This window comes from Pseudomonas sp. GP01-A4, from assembly GCF_058780865.1.
The window spans coordinates 59,486-71,244 of the sequence record NZ_JBYSWF010000021.1 but is presented as its reverse complement, the minus strand read 5'-3'; the positions used below and the strand labels follow the sequence as shown (position 1 = coordinate 71,244).

The window sequence follows — 11,759 nt, the reverse complement described above, 5'->3', positions numbered from 1 at the left end:
GTCTGGTAGCTCGTCGGGCTCATAACCCGAAGGTCGTCGGTTCAAATCCGGCTCCCGCAACCAAACATCAAAAAAGGCTACTCGAAAGAGTGGCCTTTTTTGTGCCTGTCTGTTTTAGCCCTCGTTTCGATTGTCTGACAAAAAACCTTTCCCAATCGCGCACTTACCGCACCCGCGTGACAATCCGACGCTAAATTGCACTTATTTGACCCATCGTTCGATTAACGGTTGACACCCCGCCGTTGCTCTGTAGAATGCCGCCACACAGACGCGGGATGGAGCAGTCTGGTAGCTCGTCGGGCTCATAACCCGAAGGTCGTCGGTTCAAATCCGGCTCCCGCAACCAAACATCAAAAAAGGCTGCTCGAAAGAGTGGCCTTTTTTGTATCTGACGAAAAAGTCCTTTTGAAACAATGGCATGGCATCTTTCATGAAACCGTACACGGTTTGTAGAGTCCATCTCATTGCAAGCTATGCTAAGTCTTCAAGCACTGTCCTTCTACGACCAATGGGCGCTGTCGCCGCACTTCGCGATACGCGTTAATATTTGTAATTATTTTGTCCATAGGGATTGGTAACTTGGCTGGATACCTCCATCCTGTCGCGCACAATCCACGAGGTGATTGATGCGCGCCAACTCGTCTGAACCACAAGACTCTGTCACAGCGACACAACCGATCACTCCCACCCGTTTGCGCTGGCTGGATCTGTTGAGCAAATACCGCCAACCCATCGGGCTGGCCGTCACCTTGTTGCTGTTCGCAATCGCCCTTATCGCCTGTCGCCACCTGTTGCTTGAACTGGATCTGTACGCGCTCCACGATTCAATCCTTGAAGTACCCAAGCCTGCACTGCTGGGTGCGTTCGGTGCTGCTGTCGCCGGCTTTATCATTTTGTTGGGCTATGAATTTTCCGGTGCCCGTTATGCCGGCGTGAAGCTGCCTGCCAAGACTCTGGCCTACGGCGGCTTTACAGCATTCGCCATCGGTAACGCGATTGGTCTGTCGATGCTCTCGGGCGGCTCGGTACGCTACCGTTTATATGCACGGTATGGCATCGGCGCTTCGGAAGTGGCGCGCATGACCGTGTTTGCCAGCCTGGCCCTGGGTTGCGCCCTGCCGCCGCTCGCTGCGCTGGCCACCCTGAGCAACCTGCCTGCCGCGTCCAATGCCTTGCATCTACCCGCCAGCCTGCTCGGCGGCATCGCCGGCGCTGTGTTGCTGTTAACAGCCGCACTGTGCATCGGCATCTACCGCCGCCGCCTGCCGGAACAACCGTATCCGGACAACCTGCTGGTCAGGGCCGGGCGTCGCACCTTGCGCCTGCCGGGCCGTCGCCTGACCTTCCTGCAACTGATCATCACTGCCCTCGACGTGGCTGCGGCCGCTACCGTGCTGTATATGCTGCTGCCGGAAGCGCCGCCCTTTGGCCCGTTCCTGCTGGTGTACCTGCTGGCCCTGGCCGCCGGTGTGCTCAGCCATGTACCCGGTGGCGTCGGGGTGTTCGAAGCAATCCTGCTGGCTGCCTTCGCCGACAAGCTCGGTGCCGCGCCACTGGCGGCCGCACTGCTGCTGTACCGGATGATCTACGTGGTGCTGCCGCTGTTGATCGCTTGTGTGTTCCTGCTGGTCAATGAAGCCCAGCGCCTGTTCCATACGCAACAAAGCCTGCGGGCGGCCTCGGGCCTTGCTGCACCGATCCTGGCCGTACTGGTTTTTTTGTCAGGCGTGGTCCTGCTGTTTTCCGGCGCAACCCCGGAAATCGACTCACGCCTGGAAAACATCGGCTTCCTGATTCCTCATCGCCTGATTGACGCGTCGCACTTTGGTGCCAGCCTGATCGGCGTGCTCTGCCTTCTGTTGGCCCAGGGCCTGCGTCGACGGTTGTCCGCGGCGTGGATGCTGACCATGGTGCTGTTGCTGACCGGCGCCCTGCTCTCCCTGCTCAAGGGTTTCGACTGGGAAGAAGCCAGCCTGATGACCATGACGGCAGTGCTGCTGGCGATCTTCCGGCGCTCGTTCTACCGCGCCAGCCGCCTGACCGAACTGCCGTTCTCGCCGCTGTACCTGGTGGCCAGCGTGTGCGTACTCGGTGCGTCGATCTGGCTGCTGTTGTTCGCCTACCAGGACGTGCCCTACAGCCATCAGTTGTGGTGGCAGTTCACCCTCGACGCCAACGCCCCACGGGGCCTGCGTTCGCTGCTGGGCGCGGCCGTGGTGCTGGTGGTGGTGTCGCTGACCTGGCTGCTGCGTACCGCGCGCCCGATCATCCACTTGCCGACACCGGATGAACTGGAGCGCGCCACCAAGATCCTGATGAACTCCGCACAACCCGACGGCGGCCTGGCGCTGACCGGCGACAAGGCCCTGCTGTTTCACCCCAACGACGAAGCGTTCCTGATGTACGCTCGTCGCGGTCGCAGCCTGGTGGCCTTGTACGATCCGATTGGCCCGACCCTGCAACGGGCCGAGATGATCTGGCAGTTCCGCGACCTGTGCGACATTCACCACGCCCGCCCGGTGTTCTACCAGGTGCGCGCGGAGAACCTGCCGTACTACATGGACATCGGCCTCACCGCGATCAAACTGGGTGAAGAAGCCCGGGTCGACCTCAAACGCTTTGACCTGGAAGCCAAGGGCAAAGAGATGAAGGACCTGCGCTACACCTGGAACCGCGGGACCCGTGATGGCTTGTCCCTGGAGATCCACGAACCCGGCCAGGCCCCGATGGAGGAGTTGAAAGTCATCTCCGACGCATGGCTGACCGGCAAGAACGTGCGGGAAAAAGGCTTTTCCCTTGGACGATTCAGCGACGACTACCTCAAGCACTTTCGTATTGCGATCATTCGCTTCGAAGGGCGCCCGGTAGCGTTTGCGAACCTGCTTGAGACCTACAGCCACGACCTGGCCAGTCTCGACCTGATGCGTGCGCACCCGGACGCGCCGAAACTGACCATGGAATTCATGATGGTCGGCCTGATTCAACATTATAAGAACCATGGCTACGCCCGCTTCAGCCTCGGCATGGTGCCGTTGTCGGGCCTGCAACCACGACGTGGCGCCCCGCTGACCCAACGCCTGGGCTCGATGGTGTTCCGCCGTGGCGAGCAACTGTATAACTTCCAAGGCTTGCGCCGCTTCAAAGACAAGTTCCAGCCTGACTGGGAACCCCGTTATATGGCCGTGCCCGCAGGACTTGATCCGCTGGTGGCACTGGCCGACACCGCCGCCCTGATTGCGGGCGGCTTGACTGGATTGGTGAAACGCTGATGATTCGACGCTCCTGGCGGTATGTATTGGCATTTTTGGTGGTACTGGCACTGATCCTCGGTGGCGGCTACTGGTACTGGAACCGCCCTGCACCGCAACCTACTCTGGAACAACTGCCCCAGGCCGATGGCACGGTCCTGACCCGCGTCACCCCGGGTACTGCGCCCAAGGCCCGCGTGGCCGTGGCCGTGCTGGCCGACGAAACCCTGACCGACAGCCAACTGATCGCCCTGAGCCAGGGCGGAGCAGCGCAGATCGTCCAGGTAATCCTGCCCAAGGATGACTGCAAGCTGCAGGAACAGGCCCTGCAAACCGCCCTCGGCCAGCTCGCCGGCCCGGCGACCCTGGTCAGCGGCATCGGCCCTGGCGCAGCCCTGGCCTGGCGCTGGCTGGCCGCGCAGAACGACGACAAGGCCAATGCCATCTCCGTCGGCTTCGCGCTGGCGCAGCCAGGCTGCAACGACCCGTTGCCGAAGACTTCGGCCCACGGTAGCTGGCTGGTGGCCTGGAACGATAACCCTGACGACGATGCTGCCAGTTTTGTACGCGATACACCGCGTGCTACCACCAGCATCAGCGACTACGACGTTCACTACCCGCAAGTGCTGAACAACGAGCTGCGCAAGCAACTGGTAGGCTCGGACAACGGCGGCCTGGCGATCCCGGTGGTCGAAGTGCCGGCTGGGCAGGCCAAGGACACCGTCACCCTGTTCCTCTCCGGTGACGGCGGCTGGCGTGACCTGGACCGCGACGTGGCCGGTGAAATGGCCAAGATCGGCTACCCGGTGGTGGGCATCGATACCCTGCGCTACTACTGGCAGCACAAGACTCCGGAACAAAGCGCCAAGGACCTCGCCGAGCTGATGCAGCACTACCGGCAGAAATGGGGCACCAAGCGCTTCGTGCTGACCGGCTACTCGTTCGGCGCCGATGTGCTGCCGGCCATCTACAACCGCCTGCCGGAAAACGAGCAGCAGCGTGTAGACGCGATCATCCTGCTGGCCTTCGCCCGCACCGGCAGCTTCGAGATCGAAGTGGAAGGCTGGCTGGGCAACGCCGGCAAGGAAGCTGCGACCGGCCCGGAAATGGCCAAGCTGCCGGCCGACAAGGTGGTGTGCATCTACGGTGCCGAAGAAGTCGACGAGAGTGGCTGCACCGACAAGACCGCTGTCGGCGAAGCCGTGAAGCTGCCTGGCGGCCATCACTTCGACGAGAACTACCCGGCGCTGGCCAAGCGTCTGGTAGACATCATCGAGAAGCGCCAGGGCAAGACCCCGGCCGAATAAGCGCCCACAAAAAAGCCCCCGCTGCCGCAAGGCACCGGGGGCTTTTTGTTGGGCTTACATTTCTACTTGAGTGCCGAGCTCGATCACCCGGTTAACCGGCAACTTGAAGAAGCGCAGGTTGCCGTTGGCGTTCTTCAGCATGAACGCGAACAACCCTTCGCGCCAACGCGCCATGCCCTTGATGCGGGACGCGATCACGGTTTCGCGGCTGAGGAAGTAGGTGGTGCGCATCGGGCTGAAATCCAGGTCATCCAGATGGCACAGCTTCAGCGCTTCGGGCACGTCCGGTTCATCGACGAAACCAAAGTGCAGGATCACCCGGAAGAAGCCCTCGCCATAGGAATCGACCTCGAAACGACGCTGGGCCGGTACACGCGGGATGTCTTCGTAGACCACCGTCAACAGCACCACCTGCTCATGCAGCACCTGGTTATGCAGCAAGTTATGCAGCAAGGCGTGGGGCACGGCATCCGGGCGTGCGGTCAGGAACACCGCCGTGCCTTGCACGCGATGCGGCGGCTGCACACGGATACTGCTGATAAAGATCGGCAGCGGCAGCCCACCTTCGTCCAGCCGGTCCACCAGCAGCTCCTTGCCGCGCTTCCAGGTGGTCATGAGGATAAACAACACAATCCCCGCCAATACCGGAAACGCACCACCCTGCACGATCTTCGGCACGTTGGCGGCAAAGAACAGCCCATCCACCAACAGGAAACCGATCAACACCGGGATAGCCAGTACCGGCGGCCATTTCCACAGCAACAGCATCACCGCCGACACCAGAATGCTGGTGATCAACATGGTGCCCGTCACCGCCACACCGTAGGCCGAAGCCAGGGCGTTGGAGGACTCGAAGCCCAGCACCAGCAGGATCACGCCCACCATCAGTGACCAGTTCACCGCGCCGATGTAGATCTGGCCTTGCTCGGCGCTGGAAGTGTGCTGGATATGCATGCGCGGGATGTAACCGAGCTGGATCGCCTGACGGGTCAGGGAGAACGCCCCGGAGATCACCGCTTGGGAAGCAATCACGGTGGCCAAAGTGGACAACGCCACCAGCGGGACCAGAGCCCACTCCGGTGCCAGCAGGTAGAACGGGTTGCGGGCTGCCTCTGGATTTTCCAGCAGCAGCGCGCCCTGGCCAAAGTAGTTGAGCACCAACGCCGGCAGCACCAGGGCGAACCAGGCACGGGCAATCGGCTTGCGTCCGAAGTGGCCCATGTCGGCGTACAGCGCCTCGGCGCCGGTCAATGCCAGTACCACCGCACCGAGAATCGCCACGCCCATGCCAGGGTGAACGATGAAGAAGCGCACGCCCCACACAGGGTTGAGGGCATTGAGCACCTCAGGGTGCTGGATGATTCCATGGATGCCCAGGCCGGCCAACACCAGGAACCACAGCACCATCACCGGGCCGAACAGCTTGCCGATGCGGTCCGTGCCATGTTTCTGGATCAGGAACAGCCCCACCAGCACCACCAGCGAAAGCGGCACCACCCAGCGCTCAAGGCCATCAAACGCCAGTTCCAGGCCTTCGACCGCCGACAATACCGAGATCGCCGGGGTGATCATGCTGTCGCCGTAAAACAGCGCCGCACCGATCAGGCCGAGAATCACCAGCACCGAACGCAACTTGGGGTAAGGTGCCGCCGCCCGCCGGGCCAAAGCCGTCAGGGCCATGATGCCGCCCTCGCCCTGGTTATCCGCGCGCAGGATAAACAGCACGTACTTGATCGAAACGACCCAGACCAGCGACCAGAAAATCAGCGCCAGGATCCCGAAGACCCCGTCGTGATTGACCTGAACCCCATAACCGCCAGCAAACACCTCTTTAAGGGTGTAGAGCGGGCTGGTGCCGATATCGCCGTAAACCACCCCCACTGCCGCCACCAGCATGCCGATCGGCTTTGCGTTGGACTGCTCGGCACCTGCTGCCTGACTACTTGCCTGACCCATCAACCACTCCTGCCCTTTGACCTGCGGTCTTTTATAAACAGCGCGCCTGCTGCGGGCGCCTATGCTGTCCACAGCATGCGCTGTTTTACTTCTCGTTACAGACGATTTATTGACCGAGGAAATTCACTCAGGTGCAACGGCGCGAAGCATAGCGCAGCACTCGTCGTATTTCCCTGCATAAAGCTGGTCAAGAGCGATTCCCGTCGCTAGAATTGCGCACTTTTTGATCAGAGGCACACCAAGTGCCCATCCGCCACCTTTCGTGCACGACGGGCGGCGTCATTCAATACCGAGGTTAGACATGTCCACCACCATCGCAAAAGCCAACCCCAAGGTCGGCTTTGTATCCCTGGGTTGCCCAAAGGCTCTGGTCGACTCCGAACGCATCCTTACGCAACTGCGCATGGAAGGCTATGACGTCGTGTCCACCTACCAGGACGCGGACGTGGTGGTGGTCAACACTTGCGGCTTCATTGACTCGGCCAAGGCCGAGTCCCTGGAAGTGATCGGCGAAGCCATCAAGGAAAACGGCAAGGTGATCGTCACCGGCTGCATGGGCGTGGAAGAAGGCGCCATCCGCAACGTGCACCCGAGCGTGCTGGCCGTGACCGGCCCGCAGCAGTACGAGCAAGTGGTCAACGCCGTGCACGACGTAGTGCCGCCGCGCCAGGACCACAACCCGCTGATCGACCTGGTGCCGCCGCAGGGCATCAAGCTGACGCCGCGCCACTACGCCTACCTGAAGATTTCCGAAGGCTGCAACCACAGCTGCAGCTTCTGCATCATCCCGTCGATGCGCGGCAAACTGGTGAGCCGCCCGGTGGGCGACGTGCTGGACGAGGCCCAGCGCCTGGTCAAATCCGGCGTGAAAGAGCTGCTGGTGATCTCCCAGGACACCAGCGCCTACGGCGTCGACGTCAAATACCGCACCGGCTTCTGGAACGGCGCGCCGGTGAAAACCCGCATGACCGAACTCTGCGAAGCCCTGAGCAGCCTCGGCGTATGGGTGCGCCTGCACTACGTTTACCCGTACCCGCACGTTGACGAGTTGATCCCGCTGATGGCCGCCGGCAAGATCCTGCCGTACCTGGACATCCCGTTCCAGCACGCCAGCCCGAAAATCCTCAAGGCCATGAAACGCCCGGCCTTCGAAGACAAGACCCTGGCGCGCATCAAGAACTGGCGCGAGATCTGCCCGGACCTGATCATCCGCTCCACCTTCATCGTCGGCTTCCCCGGCGAAACCGAAGAAGACTTCCAGTACCTGCTGGACTGGCTGACCGAGGCCCAGCTGGACCGCGTCGGCTGCTTCCAGTACTCGCCGGTGGAAGGTGCTCCGGCCAACCTGCTGGACGCTGCCATCGTGCCGGACGACGTCAAGCAGGACCGTTGGGAGCGCTTCATGGCGCACCAGCAGGCCATCAGCTCGGCGCGCCTGCAACTGCGCATCGGCCGTGAGATCGAAGTACTGATCGACGAAGTCGACGAGCAAGGCGCTGTAGGCCGCTGCTTCTTCGATGCGCCGGAAATCGACGGTAACGTGTTCATCGACGATGCCAGCGGCCTGAAGCCAGGCGACAAGGTCTGGTGCACCGTGACCGACGCCGACGAGTACGACCTGTGGGCTGAAAAACGCGCATAAGGTGTAAAGAATTGAAAAAGCCCTGCCTCTGGACAAGATGCGGGGCTTTTTTAGGTCTATCGTTTTGCCCATCGGCGCCAATCATCGGCAAGGGGCAGCGGGCATGCGTCAGCATTCGGTTATCCATACACCCAAATCCAGCGACTATCAGGAACTGACCCGCATCTGGGAGGCTTCGGTGCGGGCCACCCATGACTTCCTGCCGGACAGTTACATCGAGCTGCTGAAAAACCTGGTGCTGACCCGCTACCTCGACGCGGTGATGCTGATCTGCACCAAGGACTCGCGCCAGCGCATCACCGGGTTTGCCGGGGTGGCCGCGGGCAAGGTCGAGATGCTGTTTATCGACCCCGAGCACCGTGGCCAGGGCCTGGGCCGGCAATTGCTGCGCTATGCCATCGAGTCGATGAATGCCGATCAACTGGACGTCAACGAACAGAACCCGCAGGCCCTGGGCTTTTACTTCAAGCAGGGCTTTGAGGTGATCGGACGCACGGACCATGACGGCATGGGCCAGCCTTATCCGTTGCTGCACATGCGTTTGCGCCAGGCCCAGCCACAGGCGCGTCGCGGCTAAATGAAATGGAGCCGGGATTAACCGGCGCCACACAGGTACAATAGCCGCCCCCTTTTGTTTCGGCCCTTGTCATGACTGAACCCCTACGCCTCTCCAAACGCCTCATCGAACTGGTCGGTTGCTCCCGTCGGGAGGCTGAGCTGTTCATCGAAGGCGGCTGGGTCACGGTGGACGGCGAAGTGATCGACGAGCCGCAGTTCAAGGTCACCACCCAGAAGGTCGAGCTTGACCCTGAGGCCAAGGCCACAGCGCCGGAGCCGGTGACCATCCTGTTCCACGCCCCCGTCGGCGTGGATGCCGAGACAGCCATGGCGTCGATCAACGCCGAGACCCTGTCGGAAGAACACCGCTTCAGCAAGCGCCCGCTCAAGGGCCACTTCCTGCGCCTGACCGCCAGCAGTGACCTGCAAGCCAAGGCCAGCGGCCTGCTGGTGTTCACCCAGGACTGGAAGATTTTGCGCAAGCTGACCGCTGACGCGAACAAGATCGAACAGGAATACGTGGTGGAGGTGTCCGGCGACATGGTCGCCCACGGCCTGAACCGCCTCAACCATGGCCTGACCTACAAAGGTAAGGAATTGCCGGCGGTGAAAGCCAGCTGGCAGAACGAGAACCGCCTGCGCTTTGCGCTGAAAAACCCGCAACCGGGTGTGATTGCCTTGTTCTGCGAAGCCGTCGGCCTGAAAGTCGTCGCCATTCGACGCATCCGCATTGGCGGAGTCTCCATCGGCAAAGTGCCGGTAGGCCAATGGCGCTATCTGTCCGGCAAAGAAAAGTTCTAAGACTTTTTTCGCCGCCGAATCTCTCGATACCGCCTGCCTGGGCGGTGTCCACAGTTGAATGACCAGGATTGCCCACCATGATTCACAACGACGTACTGCGCAGCGTGCGCTACATGCTCGACATCAGCGACAACAAGATGGTCGAGATCATCAAGCTCGGCGGCATGGAAGTCACCAAGGACGACCTGCTGACCTACCTCAAGAAAGACGAGGAAGAAGGCTTCGTGTTCTGCCCGGACGAAGTCATGGCGCATTTCCTCGATGGCCTGGTGATCTTCAAGCGCGGCAAGGACGAGAGCCGTCCACCGCAGCCGATCGAACTGCCGGTGACCAACAACATCGTCCTGAAGAAACTGCGCGTGGCCTTCGAACTGAAGGAAGACGACATGCACGCAATCCTCAAGGCCTCCGAGTTCCCGGTGTCCAAGCCTGAGCTGAGCGCACTGTTCCGCAAGTTCGGCCACACCAACTACCGCACCTGTGGTGACCAGCTGTTGCGCAACTTCCTCAAGGGCTTGACCCTGCGCGTTCGCGCCTAAACCCGTGAACTACAGCGTCTCGCCCATCGGCTTTGTCCGCTCCTGCTTCAAGGAGAAGTTCGCCATCCCGCGCCAGCCACAACTGGCGCCTGCCGCCCGGGGCGTGCTGGAGTTGGTGGCGCCATTCGACCAGGGTGAGGCGGTGCAGGGTTTGGAACAGGTCAGCCATGTGTGGCTGCTGTTCCTGTTCCACCAGGCGCTGGAAGACAAGCCCCGCCTGAAAGTGCGCCCGCCTCGCCTGGGTGGCAACACGTCCATGGGCGTGTTCGCCACCCGCGCGACGCACCGGCCCAACGGCATCGGCCAGTCAGTGGTCAAGCTGGACAAGGTGGAAGATGGACGCCTGTGGATATCCGGGATCGACCTGCTGGATGGCACACCGATTCTCGACATCAAGCCGTACGTGCCGTACGCAGACATAGTTGACACTGCGACCAACAACATCGCCAGCGCTGCGCCACAGCTGATTCCCGTGCAGTGGCTGAAGACTGCGCTGCAACAGGCAGAAGGCCACGCTCAGCGCCTTGGCGAGCCATTGGTGGCGTTGATCGAGCAGTGCCTGGCGCAGGATCCACGGCCGGCGTACCAGACGCCGGGGCCGGAGCGGGAATACGGGGCGCAGTTCTGGGATGTTGATGTGCGCTGGCACTATCCCGAAGCCGGGATGATTTGTGTGCTGGAAGTCGTGTCGGCCGGGTAAACCGGAAACAAATGTGGGAGCGGGCTTGCTCGCGAAAGCGGTGGATCAGTCAATACATCTGGTGACTGTTACACCGCTTTCGCGAGCAAGCCCGCTCCCACATTTTTTTGCGTCGCGCTTATTTCTCGACGAACGCACGCTCGATCAGGTAGTCGCCCGGCTCACGCATACGCGGGGAAACCTTCAAACCGAAGCTGTTGAGCACTTCGCTGGTTTCATCCAGCATGCTTGGGCTGCCGCACAGCATGGCGCGGTCGTCTTCAGGATTGATCGGCGGCAGCCCGATATCGCTGAACAGCTTGCCGCTGCGCATCAGGTCGGTCAGGCGGCCCTCGTTTTCGAACGGCTCGCGGGTCACGGTCGGGTAGTAGATCAACTTGTCACGCAGGGCCTCGCCGAAGAACTCGTTCTGCGGCAGGTGCTCGGTGATGAATTCGCGGTAGGCGACTTCGTTGACGTAACGCACGCCGTGGCACAGGATCACTTTTTCGAAACGCTCGTAGGTTTCCGGGTCCTGGATCACGCTCATGAACGGCGCCAGGCCAGTGCCGGTGCTGAGCAGGTACAGGTGTTTGCCCGGCTTCAAATCGTCAAGCACCAGGGTGCCCGTCGGTTTTTTGCTGATGATGATCTCGTCGCCTTCCTTCAAGTGCTGCAATTGGGAAGTCAGCGGGCCATCAGGCACCTTGATGCTGAAGAACTCCAGATGCTCTTCCCAGTTCGGGCTGGCAATCGAGTAAGCGCGCATGAGCGGGCGGCCGTTGGGCTGTTGCAGGCCGATCATCACGAACTGACCGTTCTCGAAGCGCAGGCCCGGATCGCGGGTGCACTTGAAGCTGAACAGAGTGTCGTTCCAGTGATGAACACTGAGGACACGCTCGTGGTTCATGTTGCTCATGTACGGGGGACTCCTGGAAATGGGTCTGCGCCAAATGATGGATGCGCAATTGCACAGCATTCTAATGGCGGCGACAATATCTGTTAACTGGATTATTAAGATAAGGGTTA

Annotated in this window: 9 protein-coding genes and 2 tRNA genes (1 of these 11 cut by a window edge); 9 read left to right on the top strand and 2 right to left on the bottom strand. The window is 61.1% G+C overall.

Going from position 1 to position 11,759, the window contains the following annotated elements:
* The 4 genes from AC3WKX_RS14770 to AC3WKX_RS14755 form a co-directional block, all read left to right on the top strand.
* Positions 1–63: transfer RNA gene (locus AC3WKX_RS14770), tRNA-Met, on the top strand (it extends 114 nt beyond the left edge of the window).
* A gap of 206 nt (positions 64–269) precedes the next feature.
* Positions 270–346 (top strand) — tRNA-Met (locus AC3WKX_RS14765).
* 280 nt (positions 347–626) lie between these two features.
* Positions 627–3,269, top strand: a complete 2,643-nt coding sequence (gene mprF, locus AC3WKX_RS14760) for a bifunctional lysylphosphatidylglycerol flippase/synthetase MprF (RefSeq protein WP_008433574.1) — start codon at positions 627–629, stop codon at positions 3,267–3,269.
* Positions 3,269–4,555 carry a virulence factor family protein gene (locus AC3WKX_RS14755; protein ID WP_003208620.1) on the top strand — a complete coding sequence of 429 codons (1,287 nt, stop codon included), beginning with the start codon at positions 3,269–3,271 and terminating at the stop codon, positions 4,553–4,555. The genes mprF and AC3WKX_RS14755 overlap by 1 nt, the downstream gene beginning before the upstream one ends.
* Positions 4,556–4,609: 54 nt before the next feature.
* Here AC3WKX_RS14755 and AC3WKX_RS14750 read toward each other — a convergent pair whose 3' ends face one another.
* On the bottom strand, positions 4,610–6,511 hold the full coding sequence (locus AC3WKX_RS14750) for a potassium transporter Kup (protein WP_003208622.1): 1,902 nt from the start codon (positions 6,509–6,511) through the stop codon (positions 4,610–4,612).
* Between the two features lie 301 nt (positions 6,512–6,812).
* Between AC3WKX_RS14750 and rimO the strand changes: the two genes are divergently transcribed.
* The 5 genes from rimO (at position 6,813) to tsaA (ending at position 10,751) form a co-directional block, all read left to right on the top strand.
* Positions 6,813–8,153, top strand: coding sequence for a 30S ribosomal protein S12 methylthiotransferase RimO (gene rimO, locus AC3WKX_RS14745; protein WP_003208624.1), 1,341 nt, complete (start codon positions 6,813–6,815; stop codon positions 8,151–8,153).
* 103 nt (positions 8,154–8,256) lie between these two features.
* Entirely contained in the window at positions 8,257–8,730 is a 474-nt protein-coding gene (locus AC3WKX_RS14740) for a GNAT family N-acetyltransferase (protein WP_003208626.1), read from the top strand.
* Positions 8,731–8,801: 71 nt separating this feature from the next.
* Positions 8,802–9,512 carry an rRNA pseudouridine synthase gene (locus AC3WKX_RS14735; RefSeq protein ID WP_102604875.1) on the top strand — a complete coding sequence of 237 codons (711 nt, stop codon included), beginning with the start codon at positions 8,802–8,804 and terminating at the stop codon, positions 9,510–9,512.
* Between the two features lie 77 nt (positions 9,513–9,589).
* Positions 9,590–10,051, top strand: coding sequence for a YehS family protein (locus tag AC3WKX_RS14730; protein WP_003208629.1), 462 nt, complete (start codon positions 9,590–9,592; stop codon positions 10,049–10,051).
* A gap of 4 nt (positions 10,052–10,055) precedes the next feature.
* Positions 10,056–10,751, top strand: a complete 696-nt coding sequence (gene tsaA, locus AC3WKX_RS14725; RefSeq protein ID WP_102604876.1) for a tRNA (N6-threonylcarbamoyladenosine(37)-N6)-methyltransferase TrmO — start codon at positions 10,056–10,058, stop codon at positions 10,749–10,751.
* A gap of 118 nt (positions 10,752–10,869) precedes the next feature.
* On the opposite strand, the gene fpr is transcribed toward tsaA, so the two are convergent.
* Entirely contained in the window at positions 10,870–11,649 is a 780-nt protein-coding gene (gene fpr / locus AC3WKX_RS14720) for a ferredoxin-NADP reductase (protein ID WP_003189055.1), read from the bottom strand.
* Between the last annotated feature and the right edge of the window lie 110 nt (positions 11,650–11,759).